Source organism: Streptomyces sp. NPDC058326, assembly GCF_042879855.1.
Lineage (GTDB): Bacteria > Actinomycetota > Actinomycetes > Streptomycetales > Streptomycetaceae > Streptomyces.
On record NZ_JBHVZO010000017.1, the window covers coordinates 21904 to 40132 of the forward strand.

The 18229-nt window shown below is 73.9% G+C and carries 11 protein-coding genes; 7 read left to right on the forward strand and 4 right to left on the reverse strand.

Features of this window, described 5'->3' with window-relative positions:
- Positions 1–227: 227 nt before the first annotated feature.
- The 6 genes from ACFVYX_RS26945 to ACFVYX_RS26970 all read left to right on the forward strand — a co-directional run bounded on the left by ACFVYX_RS26945 (position 228) and on the right by ACFVYX_RS26970 (position 9514).
- The gene (locus tag ACFVYX_RS26945; protein WP_389684086.1) at positions 228–3530 is read left to right on the forward strand and encodes an SCO5717 family growth-regulating ATPase; all 3303 of its coding nucleotides are present in this window, start codon (positions 228–230) and stop codon (positions 3528–3530) included.
- Positions 3531–3718: 188 nt separating this feature from the next.
- Positions 3719–5566 carry an ABC transporter substrate-binding protein gene (locus ACFVYX_RS26950; protein ID WP_389684197.1) on the forward strand — a complete coding sequence of 616 codons (1848 nt, stop codon included), beginning with the start codon at positions 3719–3721 and terminating at the stop codon, positions 5564–5566.
- Between the two features lie 3 nt (positions 5567–5569).
- Positions 5570–6631 (forward strand): ABC transporter permease, encoded by a 1062-nt coding sequence (locus ACFVYX_RS26955; protein ID WP_389684087.1) that lies wholly within the window; start codon positions 5570–5572, stop codon positions 6629–6631.
- Positions 6628–7545: an ABC transporter permease gene (locus ACFVYX_RS26960; RefSeq protein WP_389684088.1), complete on the forward strand. Its 918-nt coding sequence runs from the start codon at positions 6628–6630 to the stop codon at positions 7543–7545. The genes ACFVYX_RS26955 and ACFVYX_RS26960 overlap by 4 nt, the downstream gene beginning before the upstream one ends.
- Entirely contained in the window at positions 7542–8516 is a 975-nt protein-coding gene (locus ACFVYX_RS26965; protein ID WP_389684089.1) for an ABC transporter ATP-binding protein, read from the forward strand. Before ACFVYX_RS26960 ends, ACFVYX_RS26965 begins: the two co-directional genes overlap by 4 nt.
- Entirely contained in the window at positions 8513–9514 is a 1002-nt protein-coding gene (locus tag ACFVYX_RS26970; RefSeq protein WP_389684090.1) for an ABC transporter ATP-binding protein, read from the forward strand. The genes ACFVYX_RS26965 and ACFVYX_RS26970 overlap by 4 nt, the downstream gene beginning before the upstream one ends.
- Positions 9515–9525: 11 nt before the next feature.
- On the opposite strand, the gene ACFVYX_RS26975 is transcribed toward ACFVYX_RS26970, so the two are convergent.
- Both ACFVYX_RS26975 and ACFVYX_RS26980 read right to left on the reverse strand, forming a co-directional pair.
- Positions 9526–10545 carry a hypothetical protein gene (locus tag ACFVYX_RS26975; RefSeq protein ID WP_389684091.1) on the reverse strand — a complete coding sequence of 340 codons (1020 nt, stop codon included), beginning with the start codon at positions 10543–10545 and terminating at the stop codon, positions 9526–9528.
- A 103-nt stretch (positions 10546–10648) separates the two neighbouring features.
- Positions 10649–11779, reverse strand: a complete 1131-nt coding sequence (locus tag ACFVYX_RS26980) for a type III polyketide synthase (protein ID WP_389684092.1) — start codon at positions 11777–11779, stop codon at positions 10649–10651.
- Positions 11780–11968: 189 nt separating this feature from the next.
- On the opposite strand from ACFVYX_RS26980, the gene ACFVYX_RS26985 reads away from it, so the two are divergent.
- A complete protein-coding gene (locus ACFVYX_RS26985) occupies positions 11969–13237 on the forward strand; it encodes a cytochrome P450 (protein ID WP_389684093.1) in 1269 nt (422 codons plus the stop codon).
- A gap of 27 nt (positions 13238–13264) precedes the next feature.
- On the opposite strand, the gene ACFVYX_RS26990 is transcribed toward ACFVYX_RS26985, so the two are convergent.
- Together ACFVYX_RS26990 and ACFVYX_RS26995 are read right to left on the reverse strand one after the other, a co-directional pair.
- Positions 13265–14230 carry a bifunctional riboflavin kinase/FAD synthetase gene (locus ACFVYX_RS26990; RefSeq protein ID WP_389684094.1) on the reverse strand — a complete coding sequence of 322 codons (966 nt, stop codon included), beginning with the start codon at positions 14228–14230 and terminating at the stop codon, positions 13265–13267.
- Positions 14231–14261: 31 nt separating this feature from the next.
- Complete coding sequence (locus ACFVYX_RS26995; protein WP_389684095.1) at positions 14262–17951, reverse strand: trypsin-like peptidase domain-containing protein; 3690 nt, start codon at positions 17949–17951, stop codon at positions 14262–14264.
- Positions 17952–18229: the final 278 nt, after the last annotated feature.

The window sequence follows — 18229 nt, forward strand, 5'->3', positions numbered from 1 at the left end:
CGACGCCAAAACGGCATGAAGTCGTTCAAGTACGTCCGTTTTTGCATCGTTTTGAACGGTCGGGGTTCTCACTCTGCGGCGCGGTCAGGTCACTTGGTGCCCGGACCGGGTCACGGGGACGGGCGGGGAGGGGCTTTCGGGCCTGCCCGGGGGTCGCCCGCGCCGATTAGGGTGGAAGGGCCCCGCCCACAACGGCACAAGGGTGCTCGACCACACCAGGAGGCAAAGTGAACGGCGATCGCGACGAGATCCACGGGGGTTGGAATCCGCCCGCCGACGATCAGTCCGACGCGGATCCCGCCGAGATGACGGGTGAGTTCACCATCGACTACACCCCGCCCGCCTGGTACACGCAGAACGCGTCGGGCGGTGCGGGGGCGGGCGGTGCCACTCCCCCGCCGCCGAGCGGAGCGCCGCTGCCGGTACCGGGGCTCCCGGCGGGCAGCGGCTTCGAGCCGAGCTGGAACACGCCGGCGGCTCCGCCGGCGGGGACGGGTGAGGTCGCTCTGCCTCCGGCGGGCACGGCTCCTGGGGGTACGGCTCCCGTCGGTGGGGTTCCGGTAGGTGCGGCTCCGCTCGGTGGGGCGGCTCCCGGGGGTACGGCTCCCGTCGGCGCGGGTGTGACGCCCGTGGCGGGGGTGCCGGTGGCCGGTGCGCCGGCGGCCGGAGCGGGTTCCCCGATGCCGGGTGGATCGGTACCGGGTGGATCGGTACCGGGTGGATCGGTGCCGGGCGCGTCCCTGGCGAGCGCCGGGGCGCCTGGTGCTCCCGTGCCGCCTGCCGCCACGCCGGGTGCCTCCGCGCCCGCTCCCGCTCCGGAGGCGTCCGCGCCCGGATCCTCCCTCGGGGGTGGGGACGTCGAGAGCGGCGCCACCGTGCGCTTCTCCCCCGCCGCGCTCCAGCGCGAGATGGCGGAGCGCGCGGCGGAGGCCTCTCCCGCGACGGCCTCCCCCGCGCCGGCGGACGCCGCGGAAGGCGCCTCCGACACGGGACAGGCACCGGGCGAGGATCAGAGCTCCGCCCCCGCCGGAGCCGTCGACGGCACCCCCGCGGAGGACACGGCCGGCAGCGCGCCGACCGGGGCCGACACGGTCGACACGACCGAAGCGTCCGACGCGCCGTCGGACGAGACCGCGCAGCCGGGGACCGAGGGTGCGCCCCCGGCGGAGCCCTCCGACACCCCCGACGCGGCGGCCGCCGAGGCGCCCGCCGCTGCCGTGGCGACTCCGGAGACCGGCGAGACCGACAACACCGCCTCCGGAACGGTCACCGGCGCCGTTCCCGCCGAGACCCCGGCCGCCCCCGCGGCTCCGGAGGCCCACCCGGCCGCCCCCGCCTCCTACCCGCCCGCCGACGCGCCCCAGGGCTTCGGCCCCGGTGTGGCTCCCGGGCCGTTCCCCGGCGCTCCCGGGCCCCTTCCCGCCGCGGGGCCGGGGGCCGGTGGGCTGCCGCCGCTGCCGCCGTCCTTCCAGCCGGCGGCTCCCGGACCCGCCCAGCAGTGGCCCGCGCAGCCGGCCCCGGGCGCCCAGCCCGCGCCGCAGGCCGCGCCGTTGCCGCCCGCCGCTCCCGGCGCCGTACCGCCGCAGGCACAGCCCCAGCCGCAGCCCCAGGCGCCCGGCTCCTACGGCTACCCGCAGGCTCCTCAGCCGCCCGCACCCGCGCCTCAGGGCGGCTACGGCTTCCCGCAGCCCGGTCCGCCTCCGCAGCAGGGCGGTTACGGCTACCCGCTGGGGGCACCTCCCGGGCAGCAGGGCCCAGGGGGACAGTCCGCGCCCCCCGGCGGTGTGCCGCCGCAGGCGCAGGTCCCGGGCGGCGGGTACGGCTACCCGCACCCCGCCGCCGTACCGCCGCAGGCCGCCGCTCCCCAGCCGCCGTACGACGGTCAGCCGCCGGTCGACCCCCGGACCGGGGTCGCCTGGCCCTCGCCGGTGACGCACGACCAGCGGGAGCGTTCGGTGCCGGGCGCCCCGCTCGGGTACAACGCGGCCGTCGAGCTCTCCTCCGACCGTCTGCTCCGGAACAACAAGCAGAAGCCGAAGTCCAGCCGTACACCCGGTGGCGCCGCCCGTTTCAAGCTCGGCGGGAAGAAGGAGGAGGCGGAGCGGCAGCGGAAGCTGGAGCTGATCCGTACCCCGGTCCTCTCCTGCTACCGGATCGCGGTCATCTCGCTCAAGGGCGGTGTCGGCAAGACCACGACGACGACCGCGCTCGGCGCGACCCTGGCGACCGAGCGGCAGGACAAGATCCTGGCGATCGACGCCAACCCGGACGCCGGAACCCTGGGGCGCCGGGTGCGGCGCGAGACCGGGGCGACCATCCGTGACCTGGTGCAGGCGATCCCGTACCTCCACTCGTACATGGACATCCGCCGGTTCACCTCGCAGGCGCCGTCCGGTCTGGAGATCCTCGCCAACGACGTGGACCCGGCCGTCTCGACGACCTTCAACGACGAGGACTACCGGCGGGCGATCGACGTCCTGGGCAAGCAGTACCCGATCATCCTGACGGACTCGGGTACGGGTCTGCTGTACAGCGCCATGCGCGGGGTGCTCGACCTCGCCGATCAGCTGATCATCATCTCCACGCCCTCCGTGGACGGCGCCTCCAGCGCCTCGACGACGCTCGACTGGCTCTCCGCGCACGGCTACGCGGACCTGGTGCAGCGCTCGATCACCGTCATCTCGGGGGTCCGCGAGACCGGAAAGATGATCAAGGTCGAGGACATCGTGCAGCACTTCCAGACGCGCTGCCGCGGTGTCGTGGTCGTGCCCTTCGACGAACACCTGTCGGCCGGTGCCGAGGTGGACCTCGACATGATGCGGCCGAAGACCCGGGAGGCGTACTTCCACCTCTCGGCGATGGTGGCCGAGGACTTCGTACGGGCCCAGCAGGCGCAGGGCCTGTGGACCGGCGACGGGCAGGGCGCGATGCCTCCGCACATGGCCCCGCCGATGCCGGGCGGCCAGCCGATGCCGGGACAGCCGATGCCGGGTCAGGCCATGCCCGGCCAGCCGATGCCGGGTCAGCCGATGCCCGGGCAGCCCGTGCCGGGGCAGTTCGCGCCCGGACAGCCCGTACCGGGTCAGCCGTACGGAGCGCCGCCCGCGCCCGGTCAGCAGATGCCGGGTCAGCCCGCCCCCGGGCAGCCGTACCCGCAGCAGCCCTACGGACAGCCGCCGGCCCCGGGTCAGCCGTACGGAGCGCAGCCCGCGCCCGGTCAGCCCTACGCGGCGCAGCCGATGCCCGGGCATCCGATGCCCGGTCAGGCCGCGCCCGGTCACGCCGCGCCGGGTCAGCCGTACGGAGCACAGCCCCTGCCCGGACAGCCGTTCGGCGCGCCCGCCGGGCAGCCCGGGATGCCCCAGGGCTGGCAGCAGCCGCAGCCCGGTCAGCCGCTGCCCCCGCAGACGGATCCGCAGGATCACGGCTCCGGGTTCCATCAGGGCCACGACCAGGCACAGGCGCAGGTCCCGCCGCCCGACTGGCACCAGGAGCAGCCCCCGGGGGCTCCGCCAGCCCCTCAGCAGTAAGGCGTCACAGGAGTAGACCAATGAGGCCCCGTACCGGTTCCCCGGTGCGGGGCCTCGTGGCATTCCCGCAGTCCACAAGGGGTTTGAGGGATCGTTGACGACGGCAGACCACCGCTGATACACCTTCGCTTCACCCATCGTCAGCCCAAGATCCACGACAGCCCGACGCGAGGTCACGTCCCATGGTCATGGTCACGAAGGCTCCACCCCGCCCCGCCCCCGTCGCCCACAGAGCACTCCGTCCGCTGCTCGCCGCCGGTGTCGCCGCCGGTGTCGCCACCGTCTCGCTCGTGGCCGTCCCCGGTACCGCCGCCGCCGACAGCAAGGCCCCGGCCACGAACACGCTCACCGTCGCCGTCTCCCAGAGCATCGACTCGCTGAGCCCGTTCCTCGCGCAGAAGCTCACCTCGACCAGCATCCACCGGCTGGCCTACGAGTACCTCACCAACTACGACGCGAAGGACGCCCGTCCCGTCCCGGGGTTCGCGACGGCGTGGACCTCCTCGCCGGACAAGCTGACGTGGACGTACACGATCCGTGAGGACTCGACCTGGTCCGACGGGAAGCCGGCCACCGCCGAGGACGCGGCCTGGACCTTCAACAAGATGATGACCGACCCGAACGCCGCCACCGCCAACGGCAGCTTCACGGCCAACTTCGAGCGGGTCACGGCGCCCGACCCGCGGACGCTCGTGATCCGCCTGAAGAAGCCCCAGGCGACGATGACGGCGCTCGACGTGCCGATCGTGCCGAAGCACGTCTGGGAGAAGGTCGGCGACTTCTCGAAGTTCAACAACGACAAGCAGTTCCCCATCGTCGGGAACGGGCCCTTCGTCATCACGGACTTCAAGGTCGACCAGTACATCAAGCTCAAGCCGAACAAGAAGTTCTGGCGGGGCGCGCCGAAGTTCGACGAGCTGGTCTTCAAGTACTACAAGGACGGGGACGCCGCCGTCGCCGCCCTCCAGAAGGGCGAGGTGTCCTTCGTACCGAACCTGACGCCCGCCCAGGCCGCCGCGCTCACGACGCAGAAGAACATCACGGTCAACGACGCGCCCGGCCGCCGGTTCTACGCCCTCGCCACCAACCCGGGCGCCAAGGCCCAGGACGGCAAGACCTTCGGCAACGGGCACAAGGCGCTGCTCGACCCGGCCGTCCGCAAGGCACTCTTCCTCGCGGTCGACCGGACGACCATCGTGGACAAGGTCTTCCAGGGCCACGCCGTCGAGGGCGAGGGATACATCCCGCCGCGCTTCGGCTCGTACTTCTGGAAGCCGGAGGCCGGGCAGAAGCGGGCGTACGACCCCGCCGCGGCGGAGAAGACGCTCGACGCGGCCGGGTACCGGAAGAACGCCGCGGGGAAGCGGCTCGGCAAGGACGGCAAGCCGCTGGAGTTCCGGATCCTCTGCCACGCCACCGACCCGAACGACAAGGCGGTCGGCAAGTACCTCCAGGAGTGGTGGGGCAAGCTGGGCATCGGACTGAAGGTCGAGTGCCTGGACAGCGTCTCCGACCCCTGGGTCAAGGGCGACTACGACCTGGCCTTCGACGGCTGGTCGGTCAACCCCGACCCGGACTACGTCCTGTCGATCCACACCTGCGGCACGCTCCCCGCGACCCCGAAGGACTCCGGAGCGACCGACAACTTCATCTGCGACAAGGAGTTCGACGGGCTCTACGCGCGGCAGGCGGTCGAGTACGACGCCGCCAAGCGGGCGGATCTGGTGAAGCGGATGCAGTCCCGGCTGTACGACACGGGGTACATGAACATCATGGCCTACCCGAACGCCCTCGAGGCGTACCGCACGGACCAGATCGCGTCCATCACGACCATGCCCGAGGCAGCCGGAAACCTGTGGGGCCAGGACGGCTACTGGAGCTGGTGGTCGGCCGTGCCCACGGCCAGGGCCGCCGGCTCCGACGGCGGCTCGTCCACCGGGGTGATCGTCGGCGTCGGCGTGGCCGTGGTGGCCGTGGTCGGCGCCGGCATCGTCCTCGGCCTGCGCCGCCGCTCCACCGCCGACGACCGCGAGTAGGACGTGACGACGGCAAGCACCGCAGCCGACGTGGCGCGGGCCGAGAAGGCCCCCGCCACGGACGGCGCGTCCCGCACCGGTTCCTCCCTCGGCTATCTCCGCCACGCGGCGGGGAAGCTGGGCGGCGCGCTCGTCTCGCTCTTCGCCGTACTGGTCACCAGCTTCTTCCTCTTCCGGATCATCCCCGGTGACCCGGTGAGGGCGATGACGCACGGCGTGCCCACGTCAGCCGAACAGCTCGCCACCCTGAGGCGTCAGTTCGGGCTCGATCTGCCGCTGTGGCAGCAGTTCACCGACTACTGCGCCAAGGCGCTGAGCGGCGATCTCGGCACCTCGTTCCAGTTCCGTACCCCCGTCGGGGAGCTGATCGCGGAGAAGCTCCCGGCGACCCTGCTGCTCACCGGGGTCGCCGTGGTGATCTACTCGGCGCTCGGGCTCTGGCTCGGCACCCGCTCGGCGTGGCGGCACGGCGGTCTCGGCGACAGGCTGAACACCGGGATCGCGCTGACCCTGTGGTCGGTGCCCTCCTTCTGGCTGGGGCTGCTGCTGATCATCGTGTTCTCCGTGGGCATGGGTCCGATCCCGGGGCTGTTCCCGACCGGCGGCATGGAGTCGGGGACCGGCGAGACCGGTTTCGCGTACGTCCTCGACGTCGCCCACCATCTGGTGCTGCCCGTCGTCACGCTCGTGGCCGTCGGCTACGCCCAGACCCTGCTCGTGATGCGTTCCTCGCTGCTCGACGAGATGGGCGGCGACTATCTGACCACCGCGCGGGCGAAGGGGCTGCGCGACGACGCCGTGCGCCGCCGGCACGCCGTACCGAACGCGCTCCTGCCGACCGTCACCATGATCTTCATCAATCTGGGCCATGTGGCCGCCGGTTCGATCCTGGTGGAGACCGTGTTCTCCTGGCCGGGGCTCGGCGGGCTGTTCTACCAGGCACTGAGCGTGCCCGATCTGCCGCTGGTCCAGGGCCTGTTCGTGGTCTTCGCCGGAGCGATGATCGTGATGAACCTGATCGCCGACCTGCTCTATCCGCTGCTCGACCCCCGGGTGGGCCGATGACCTCCACACAACCGACCGGCGGCCGGTCGACGTCGTCACTGACCTGGGAACGCCGCCGGAACACGATGGCCCGTTTCTGGAAGGCGTACCGCGGGCACCGGGCCGGGCTCCTCGGCCTCGCCGGCCTGGCGCTGATCGCGCTGCTCGCGCTCACCGCCCCGCTGTTCGTCGGCGCCGACGTGCAGTCGGTGACGAAGGCCCCCGGCACGGCCCTGGAGGCACCCAGCCTCGAATTCCCGCTCGGCACGGACCAGTTCGGGCGCTCGCTGCTCGGCCTGCTGATCTGGGGAGCGCGGATCTCGCTGCTCGTGGGCCTCCTCGCGGCGGGTCTCTCGGTCGCCATCGGCACCCTGGTGGGCATCATCGCCGGACACTACGGCGGCTGGTTCTCGACCGTCGTCATGCGGATCACCGACTGGTTCCTGGTGATGCCGGCCCTCGTGCTCGCGATCGTGCTCGCCACCGTCATGTCCCGGTCGATGTGGACGGTGGTCCTGGCGATCGGCGTGACCTGCTGGCCGACCACCGCCCGCCTGGTCAGGGCGCAGACGATCGCGGTGGAGTCCCGTCCGTACATCGAGCGGGCGACCGCGCTCGGCGGCGGCCACGGGCACGTCATGAGCAAGCACGTGCTGCCCAACGTGATGCCGCTGGTGCTCGCGCAGACCACGCTCGGCATCTCCAGCGCCATCCTCACCGAGGCGACCCTCGCCTTCCTCGGGCTCGGTGATCCGACGGTGGTCTCCTGGGGCGGGATGCTCCAGGACGCGCGGGAGGCGGGCGCCGTCTCCTCCGGGCACTGGTGGTACCTGGCCCCGCCCGGCATCGCCATCGCCCTGGTCGCGCTCGCCTTCACCCTGTGCGGTCGCGCGGTGGAGTCCGTGCTCAACCCGAAGCTGGGGGTGGGACGATGAACACACAGAACCTCCTGGAAGTACGGGACCTCAAGGTGACGTACGGCTCGGGCGCGGCCGCCGTGCCCGCCGTACGCGGGGTCGACCTGACCCTGGAGGCGGGCAGCAAGCTGGGGGTGGCGGGCGAGTCCGGCTGCGGCAAGTCCACGCTCGCGCTCGCGCTGCTACGGCTCCTGCCGGCCTCGGCGCGGATCGAGGGCCGGATCCTGCTCGACGGCGACGACGTCCTCGCCATGACCTGGGGACGTCTCAGGGCCGTGCGTTGGGCGGGTGCCTCGATCGTCTTCCAGGGCGCGATGCACTCGCTCAACGCGGTGCACCGGATCGGGGACCAGATCGCCGAGCCGCTGCTCGTCCACGGCCACGCGACCCCGACGGCGGCCCGCAGACGCGCGGGTGAGCTGCTCGAACACGTCGGTCTGCCCGCCGCGCGGGCGGCCGCCTATCCGCACGAGCTGTCCGGCGGGCAGCGGCAGCGGGTGATGATCGCGATGGCCCTCGCCTGCGATCCCCGGCTGATCGTCGCGGACGAGCCGACGACCGCGCTCGACGTGATGATCCAGGCGCAGATCCTGCGGCTGATCGAGCGGCTCGTCGCCGAGCAGTCCATCAGCCTCCTGATGATCAGCCACGACCTCGCGGTCCTCGCGGACACCTGCGACCGGCTCGCCGTGATGTACGCGGGCCGGGTCGTCGAGGAGGGGCCGGCTCGGGCGGTGTACGAGGCCGCCCGCCACCCCTACGGTCGCGCGCTGTCCTCGGCGTTCCCCCGCATCGGGGACCTCGCGTCCCGGCGGGCGCCGCGCGGCCTGCCGGGCGACCCGCCGGACCCGGCGGACCTGCCGGGGGGCTGCACCTTCCATCCGCGCTGCCCGGTGGCGGTGGACACCTGCGGGACGAGCGACCAGGAACTGCGGGAGGCGGGCGCGGGACACCGGGCCGCCTGCGTCCATGTGGGGAGTACGTCATGAGTACGGAGACATCCGCGGGGCCGCTGCTCTCGGCGCGCGGTCTGCACGTCGCCTTCCCCGGGCGGCGGGGCGCGCCGACCGCGCGCGCGGTCGACGGGGTGGACCTGGACATCGGCGCGGGCGAGATCGTGGCCCTTGTCGGGGAGTCGGGGTGCGGCAAGACGACGCTCGCGCGTTCGCTGCTCGGTCTTGTGCGGCCCACGTCGGGGACGGTCGCCTTCGACGGGCAGCCGCTCGGGTACTCCGCCGGGGCCCTCAAGGCCTACCGGAAGCGGGCCCAGCTGGTGCTCCAGGACCCGAGCGGTTCGCTGAACCCCCGGCACACCGTGTACGACGCGGTGGCGGAGGGGCTGCGGATCCACGGACTCCACCGGTCGGAGCGCGACGAGCGGGAGGCGGTCGCCGGGGCGCTCGCGCGGGCCGGGCTCCGGCCCCCGGAGCGCTTCTTCCTGCGCTATCCGCACGAGCTGTCCGGCGGCCAGCGGCAGCGGGTGGTGATCGCGGGGGCGCTGGTCCTGGAGCCCGAACTCATCGTCGCCGACGAGCCGGTGGCGTCCCTCGACGCGTCCGTACGGGGCGAGATCCTGGCGCTGCTGCTGCGCCTGCGCGACGAACTCGGGCTCGCCGCTCTGGTGGTGACCCATGATCTGGGGCTCGCGTGGAACATCGCGGACCGGGTGGCGGTGATGTATCTGGGGCGGGTCGTGGAGACCGGCACGGTCGAGTCCGTACTGACCCGTCCCCAACACCCCTATACCAGGGCGCTGTTGTCGGTGCTGCCGGAGTCCGGTGGCGCTCCGGTGGTGCTGACCGGCGAGCCCCCGGACCCGTCCCGCATCCCTTCCGGGTGCCGCTTCCACGCCCGCTGCCAGGTCCTCGCCTCCGGCGAGGCGGCGGCGGTCGCGGACCGCTGCCGGGGCGAGGGCCTGCCGGTCCTGGGCGGCGGCGGGACCCAGGAGGTGGCCTGCCACTGGGTGACGCGGCAGGCCGCGGTCTGAGCCGGTCCGGCTCAGCGGACGCCGGGCTCCGCGGCGGGCTCGGCGGGCGCGTCCACCGGTGCGGGCCGGCCGACGGGGTACCCCTGCTCCACGGGCTCGGCCGGGGCGCCGACCTGCCCCTCCTGCTCGGCCTCCGTGGGCCCCCCGGGCTTGGCGGGCCCCGAGGGCTTGGCCGCGCCGTCCGCGGGGGCCGCCTTGGGCAGGATCTCGCACGAGCTGATGGACGTACGGGTGGAGACGGACTTCACCGTGCAGGTGTCCTTGCCGACACCGGCGTCCACGGAGCCCCAGTGCGGGCCGACGGTCAGGATCGCGCCGCCGGGTCCGCTGATCTCGTCGTCCCCGGGCCCGGCCTGGATCATGCCGCCGGACTCGGGACCGAGCGCCGCCGCCTCGATGGTGTCGGCCTCGCTGCCGCCGAGGACCCGGCCGGAGAAGTCGATCGTGCCCACCTTGATGGTGTCGACGCCGTCGTTGCCGGTGACGATGCCGCCGCCCCGGTTGAACTTGCCGGGCGCGCCGGTGACCGAGCCGGTGGTGATCTTGTCGTCGCCGTCGTCGCCGTGGACGACCGCGCCGTGCTCCGCGCCGTCACCCGCGACGGTGGCGACCTTGATGATGTCGTTGCCCCGGTTGCCCCGGACCATGCTGGAGGCGTTCTGCGGCACGAGGTGCTTGGCACGGATGACGTCGTCGCCCTCGCCCCCCATCACGGCCGAGTCGATGACGAGGCCGCGTACCTCGATCATGTCGTTCCCGTCGCCGCCCCAGACGGTGACGTTCTCCAGGTCGCTGTCGCAGAAGATGTTGTCGTCGTTGTTGGTCCCGCTGACGATCTCGCCGGGCGGGGCGGCGACACCGTTCACCCAGCACTGGTGCATGGGGACCCGGCCCGCGAGGGGCGTGGACGCCTCGGCGGGTGCGCCGGCGAGCGAGGCGGCGGCCGCTCCGGCGACCAGCGCGGTGAGCGCGGCGGAGCCTCGCAGGGCCTTCGGGCGCCTGCTGCGGGGGGAGGGTGGCGTGGCGGACATGGCTCTCCTCTGCTGGGGCGGTTCGTCGGTTCGTCGGACACGGCGTCCGGGGTCGTCACGGGGCTCGTACTCGTACACGTACGCGGTGGTCGGCGCTCGGCGCTCAGGCGGCCGTACGGGCCGGCTGGAGCGACGGCGAGTAGCCCACGATGCGGCGGGTCCCGAGGTTCGGCTCGGAGGTGACCGGGGCGTTCGTCCACCGTCCGAGGCACATCTCGGCGGTGATCCCGGGGCCGAAGCCGGCGAGGATCCCCCGCGCGCCCTCGGGCTGCCCGCCCTCCTCGAAGAGCCGGCGGACGGCGTCCAGGACCACGGCGCTGGCGATGTTGCCGTACTCCGTGAGCGTGGCACGGCTGAACCGGAACGCCTCGGGGGGCACTTCGAGGAAGCGGCTCAGGTCGTCGAGGATGCGCGGCCCGCCCGCGTGGATGATGTAGAAGTCCAGCTTCCCGGCGTCCCAGCCGTGTTCTCCCGCGACCTCGCGGAGCGCCGGGGCGAGCGGCTCCATCGTGCCGGGCACCCGCTTGTCGAGCAGGAAGTGGAAGCCGGTGGCGCGGACGCTGTAGGCGATCCAGTCCTCGGTGTCGGGGACGAGGTGGGAGCTGTTGCGCTCCAGGGCGATCCCGGTGCCGCCCCGGCCGCGCACCACGGCGGCGGCGACCGCGTCGCCGAAGAGGCCGTTGGAGAGCAGCGAGCCGACGCCCAGGTCGGTGGGCTGGTAGCAGAGCGAGCAGAACTCGCAGGCCACGATGAGGACGTTGGCATCGGGGTAGGCGGTGCAGAAGTCGTGTGCCCGGTTGATCGCCGCTCCGCCGGCGGCGCAGCCGAGCTGCGCGATGGGGAGCTGGCGGGTGTGGCTGGGGAAGCCCATGGTGTTGATCATCCAGGCGGTCAGGGACGGCATCATGAAGCCCGTGCACGAGACGTAGACGATCATGTCGATGTCCGCCGGGCGCAGCGTCGCGTTGTCCAGGGCCTCCCGGACGACGCCCGGGACGCGGGCCTTGGCCTCTGCCTCGTAGCGGATGTTGCGTTCCTCGAAGCCTGGATGCTTCAGGGTCTCCTCGATGGGCTGGACAATGTGTCTCCTGGTCACCCCGGTGTTGCCGATCAGGCGTAGGGCCAGGGCCAGTTGAGGATGCCCCTGATGGTGTGAGCGGGCGAGGTCGAGGGTCTCCTCCATCGTGATCACGTGCTCGGGCACGGACACCGCGGGCTTGCACAAAGTCACCACGACACTCGCTCCTTCGTCTCGTTCGCGTGAACTGCCGCCCACACTCACCCGGTGATCGCGACCCCGCAACCGCGAGCGCCACCGGACGCCTACGCTGGGTGAGGGGCGGGGCCTCCGGAGGGTGCTCCGTTCAGGGGGCTGTGGGCGCTCGGCGGATCGCCGCCGTCCGCCGCCGGGAACAGCCACCCCATGACCTCCGAGACGACCGCCGAACCGGCGTCAGAAGCGACACCCTCCGAACGGACGACCGCCGGCTCCCCGCCGCCCCCGCCCGCCCGTACCTGGGCCGTCGACGACCTCCCCGCCCTCGCCTTCGACCCGCTGCTCACCGAACTCCTCGACAAGGAGCCCGTCGCCCGCATCCGGCTGCCGTTCACCGCGGAGAACGAGGCCTGGCTGGTGACGCGGTACGAGGACGTGCGCGCGGTGACCTCCGACCCCCGGTTCAGCCGGACGGCGCTGCTCGACCGGCAGGTCACCAGGATGACCGGCCACATGGTGGCCTCGAAGGCGGCCCTGAACTACGCCGATCCGCCGTACCACACCCAGCTGCGCAAGGCGGTGACCAAGGCGTTCACCGGACAGAGCACCAAACGCCTGCGTCCCCTGGCCCAGGCGAGCACCGACCGCTTCCTGGACGCGATGGAGGCGGCCGGCCGGCCCGCCGACCTGATGAGGCACCTGCACGGCCCGCTGCCGATGGCTGTGGTCTGCGACCTGCTCGGCGTCCCCGACGAGGACCGGGCGGAGCTGGCCTCCTGGCCCGACCTCATCCTGTCGTCGGGACCCGGACCGGAGAGCAGCCGGGCAGCCAAGGCCCACATCCACGGCTATGTCACCCGGCTGCTCGACCGGCGGCTCGCCGAACCGCAGGACGATCTCGCGGGGGTGCTCGCCGAGTCCCTCGCGGAGGGCAGGATCAACGCCGAAGAGGCCGTCTCGCTGGCCATGGCCATCCTGATCAGCGGCGCCCACGCGGTACGGAACAACAGCGCCAACATGGTCTACGTGCTGCTCACCCGGCCGGAGCTCGCGGACCGGCTGCGCGCCGAGCCCGAGCTGCTGCCCCAGGCGGTGGACGAGCTGCTGCGGTGGATCCCGCACCGGAACGGGGTGGGGCTGCCGCGGATCGCGACGGAGGACGTCGAGATCGGCGGGGTGCTGATCCGGGCGGGTGAGGCGGTGTACGCCTCCTACCTCGCGGCGAACCGCGACCCGGAGGCCTTCGAGGACCCGCACACCCTCGACTTCGACCGGGAGGGCATCGGGCATGTCTCCTTCGGGCACGGTCCGCACCACTGCATGGGCGCCATGCTCACCCGCATGGAGTCCGAGGTGATGCTGTCGACGCTGCTGCGCCGCTATCCGGACCTGCGGCTCGCGGGAAGCCCCGAGGACGTGGTGTGGCAGTCGAAGGGGCTGATCCGCGGCCCGAAGGAGCTCTTCGTCACCTGGTGAGCGGTACGGAGGAGGCGGCGGCCGGGCTCAGACCTGCGGGTGCTCCCGGTCGTACGCCTCCGTGAGCTCCCGGCAGCGCTTCACGTCGCCCGCCATCGCCAGGAGCAGATCGTCCAGGGTGTCGAACTTGAGCATCCCCCGCACGTACTCCAGGAAGTCCACGGCCACGTGCAGCCCGTACAGGTCGAGCCCCTCGCGGTCGATCGCGTACGCCTCGACCGTCCGCTCCGTGCCGTCGAACTGCGGGTTCGTACCGACCGAGATGGCCGCCGGCATCCGCTCCCCCGCCGCCGTCAGCCAGCCCGCGTAGACGCCGTCCGCCGGGATCGCCGTGTGCGGCAGGGTCTCGACGTTGGCCGTCGGGAAGCCGAGCTCGCGGCCGCGCTGCGCGCCCCGGACCACGATGCCCTCGACCCGGTGCGGACGGCCGAGGATCTCGGCCGCCCCCGCCATGTCGCCCTCGGCGACGAGCCGGCGGGTGAGCGTGGAGGAGAACGGCCGGCCGCCGCCCGCCGTGCCGCTGACGAACAGGTCGATGACCTCGACCTCGTAGTCGTAGGTGGCGCCCAGCTCGGTGAGGAAGGCGACGTCTCCTGCGGCCCGGTGCCCGAAGCGGAAGTTGGGGCCCTCGATGACGGCCTTGGCGTGCAGCTTGTCGACGAGCACCTTGACGATGAAATCGGCCGGGGACAGCTGGGAGAACTCGGCGGTGAACGGCAGCACGAGCACCGCGTCCACACCGAGGCCGGCCACCAGCTCGGCGCGCCGGTGGTGCGGGGCGAGCAGCGGCGGATGGCTGCCGGGCCGTACGACCTCGGAGGGGTGCGGGTCGAAGGTGACCACGACGGCGGGGACGCCGAGCTCCCTCGCGCGCTCGACGGCCCGCCCGATGATCAGCTGGTGCCCGCGGTGCACACCGTCGTAGGAGCCGATGGTGACGACGCTGCGCCCCCAGTCCTGGGGAATGTCCTCCAAGCCACGCCAGCGCTGCACTGTGACCGCTCCTCGTCCGCCTGTTCGCCGATTACGCAGGTCTAAGACTGCCATGCCCACGGCCGTCGGTTCGCATCGGCATGGACGTGCCGTGGGTCCGCAGCGCCTGGAGGGTCTCGGGACCGAGCAGCGGCACCCAGTCGCCGGGGCGGGCGACCGTCCAGCGGGCGAGCAGCGCGGCGAACGGCGGCCGCGCGCGGGCGAGTCCCGCGAGGGCCGGGTCGAGCCGCCCCGCGCCCTCGGGGGTACGGGCCCACAGGGCGCCGACCCGGTGGGTGAGCTCCCGGGTGCGGGGCTCGCTGCGGGACTCGGCGCCCTCGGCGGCGGCCGTCAGGAGGGCCTCGAGGACGCTCAGCTCCCCCGCTTCGGCCTCGTACCGCTCGTGGGTGAGGAGTACGTCGAGCAGTTCGGCACGCAGGTGGCGGGAGGCACCGGTGCCGGGAGCGGCGAGAACGGGGGCGAGCGCGCGGCGGACGGGGGCGGGGCGGCCCCGGATCAACCCGGTGACCAGGGGGTGGAGCACGGCCCTGGCCGCCGGGCCGTCCTCGAACCGGCGGTCGACGAAGTCGGCCACGTGCCGCGCGCCCTCGGGGTGGCGGGCGGCGTAGTCGCGGACGAGGACGGCGATCCGGCGGGCGAGGGCGGGCGTGTCGACCTCGGCGAGGGCGCGCAGGGCGGCGGCCGGAACCTCGCCCGCCCCGCGCAGCCGGGCCCCGAAGGCGGCGAGCACCGGTCCCGGGTCGGTGGCCAGGGCCTCGGCGAGGGCGCCCGCCGGGACCCGGGGCTCGGCGAGGGCGCGGGGCAGATGGCGGGCGCGGCTGTGCGGGTCCCTGATCAGGAGGCCCAGAGCGGCTCCGTGGAGGGCCTGGTCGCCGGGGCGGGCGAGCAGCGCGAGAGCGGCGTAGCGGAGGAGCTCCCGGTCGGCGGAGGTGGTGGTGTGTCCGGCGACCAGGTCTCCGTACGCGGCGGCGGCGACGCGCCGCTCCGGGCGCCCGTCGTCGTGGGCCCACCGGTCGACGGCCCGGCAGACGGCGGCGGGCTCGTCCTCGGCGAGGGCGGCGAGCAGGCCTTCGGCGAGCGGATGGGCGGTGGAGACGAGCGCCTCGCACAGGTCGTCGACGGCGAGCGCCCGATGGGTGTGCAGCAGGGCCTGGGCGGCGGTGGCGACGGTCGCGTGCGGGGCGGCGGGGAGGGGACGGTCGTCGCCGAACCAGCGGCAGAGGAGCGGCTGGACACCCCGGGGGTCTGCGGCGAGCATCCCCGCGACGGCGTCGAGAATCCGGTCCCCGCCGGTCTCGTGACCGGCCCCACGGCCGGGCGCCGGGTCGGCGGGTACGAGCCGCCGCAGCAGATCGATCCGCTCGTCCTCACCGAGCGGGAGCGCGAGCCAGAACGCGGTGCCGAAGGCGGCGAAGACCGGACGGTGCCCCGGCCGGCCGCCGACCCGGTCGGCGAGCGACCGGAGGACGGGCAGATACGGCCGCGGGTCCCCCACTCGCCGCACGGTCTCCTCGAACAGCCGCGCGGCCCACCAGACGGCGCCGGCGTACGGGTGGGACGCCGGGGGATACTCGGGCCCCGTGTCCCCGTCGGCGAAGCGGTCGAGGGAGTCGGCGAGGGCCGCGAGGTGGGGGGCCAGGCCGGCCGGTCCCTGTTCGCGGTGGAGGCGCAGCATCGCCTGGAGGACGGGCCCGATGCGGTGCCGCGGCACGGGCGGCCGGCCGGCCCCCGGTTCCGATTCGCCGGCGGTGCGCTGCCGGGGGACGTCGGCGCCGGGCCCGGCGGTCGGACCGCCGGCACGCGCGGGAGGAGCGGGGTCGCTCGTCGCGTCCGGGGTGAGGAAGGACGGGTGCTCCCCTGCGGGTGAACGCGCCCCTGCCCCCGTGCCCGGCGCCCCGTCCCCCGGGCGGGGAGCGGGCTCCGGCGGCGCGTCGTCGTGGCGGCTGTGGACCAGTGCGTGCAGGGCCGCGTCCAGGTCCAGATGGGCCGCCTGCACCCAGTCGGCGAGTTCCTCGTGGGCGAACCGGTAGCCGGAGCCCGCCGGGACGAGCAGCCCCTCGGTGAGGACGGCCGAGGCCCAGCCGTCCCGCCAGGGGAAGAGTTCCTCGAAGGAGGAGCGGTCGAGGACGCCGTGCCCCGGACCGAGGCACCGGCGGGCCGCCTCGTGGACCTGGCCGGTCACGCGCGCGGCGAGCCGGCGTACGGCGGTCCCCCGGACGAGTGGCCGGGAGCCCGCGGCGATCCGGACGGCGATCCGCAGGCAGAGGAGGTCGAGGTAGGCGGTGAAGATCTCCTCGCGTCCCGGCCGCCCCGGTACGTCCGCCGGCAGCGCGGCCCGTACCTCGGCGAGCAGTCGCAGGGCGAGCGGGTGCCGGGCGTCGGCCTCGGCGAGGTCGGTCTCCCGGAGGCCGTATCCCTCGCGTACGGCCTGGGCCTCCGTCGCGGAGTACGACCCGAGGACGAGGGCGGGAGGCTGCCCGGCCCCGGGCCCGCCCCCGGGTGCGTCCCCGGAGCCGGTGGCCGGCCGGTGCGGCGCCTCCGGGGTGTAGAGGGCGCCGGCCAGTTCCCAGTGCTCGGGACGGCAGGCGGTGACGAGGCGGACGTGGTGGGCGCGGAGCCAGCCCTCGGTGGCCGCGGTCCACTCGGCGAGCCGGTGGGCGAGGAGCGGCGGCATCTCCTCGGGGCCGTCGAGGACGACGAGGAGCGGCCGGCCCGCCTCGTGGGCGAGGGCCGCGGCCCGTTCCGGGGTCACGGTGGTTGTGTCGCCGAGCGCCCCGGAGGCCGCGACGATACGGCCCGCCTGGTGCAGGGCGCGGCCGACGGCGTCGGCGACCGAGCGGTCGTCGGCGCGCAGGTCGGCGCCGCGCAGCCGGACGGTGGGGGCGGGTGCGACGCCCCGGGCGCGGCGGGCGCAGAGCGCGGCGAGTGCCGTGGTGCGTCCGGTGCCGGGGGCGCCGACGAGCGCGAGGACGGGCGCCTCTCCCGCGGTGAAGCGGGTGAACTCCCGGACGCATTCGGGACGTTCGACGGGCTCGGGCCAGGGGTCGGGTTCCCGCACGGGCCCGCCGGACGTGGCGGTCAGTTCCAGGATCCCGGCGAGGTTGAGGTCGGGTCCGTAGGCGGGGACGGTCGCCGCGTTGCGCCGGAGCAGGGCGGTGAGGGGGCCTTCGGGCCGGAGCGGCACCGCGTATCCGGCGGCCTCGCGGTCGCCGTACAGGGCGGTGCCGAGGACGGCGAGGACGGTGCCGGTGGCGGTGTCGAGGACGGGGCCGCCGGCGGCCTGTCCGCCGCGGCGGAGGGCCTCGGCGCCCTCGGTGCCGATGGCGAGTTCGAGGGCGTCGGCGAGGGTGTGGAACCGGTCGGCGGCGGCGTACGTGACGGCGGCGGGGCCGAGCACCCGCGCCTCGCGCCAGCCGTGGGCGGCGATCCGTACGTAGGTGCCGGGTTCGATCTCGGTGCGGGTCGCGAGGGGCAGCGGCCGGACGCCGAGTCCCTCGGTCCGTACGAGGGCGAGTCCGCTCTCCGGCAGGGATGTGACCGCCTCGGCCTCGGCGAGCCAGCTGCGGTCGCCGGGGGCGTGCAGGAGGACACGGCTGAGCCCGTCGACGGCTTCGTGGCTGGTGACGACCGTTCCGTGGTGGTCGGCGAGGAAACCGGTGCCGCGCGGCCGGCCCGCCAGATCGCAGATCCGTACCAGCGTCGCCAGGTCCCCGCGTCCCATGGTGACGACGGTAGGTCGCCGTGATCACTCCGAGGCGCAGGCTGGGCGAACACGCCCCCTGGCGCTCCCCCGTTCACTCCGAGCGCCTCCCCGAAGGGGTGATTCTTCGGCGTTCCGCCGGACAGGCTCTGCCGGGGGAACGACGTGGGGGGGGGCCCCGCGCCGGGCCCCCCCCCCCCCCCGGGGGGGCGGAGCCGGGGGGTGTGGCCGAAAACGGGGGGGGGGTTGGGATTGGCCCCCGGGGGGAGAGCCCCCCCGGCGGGGTTCCATAAGGGCCC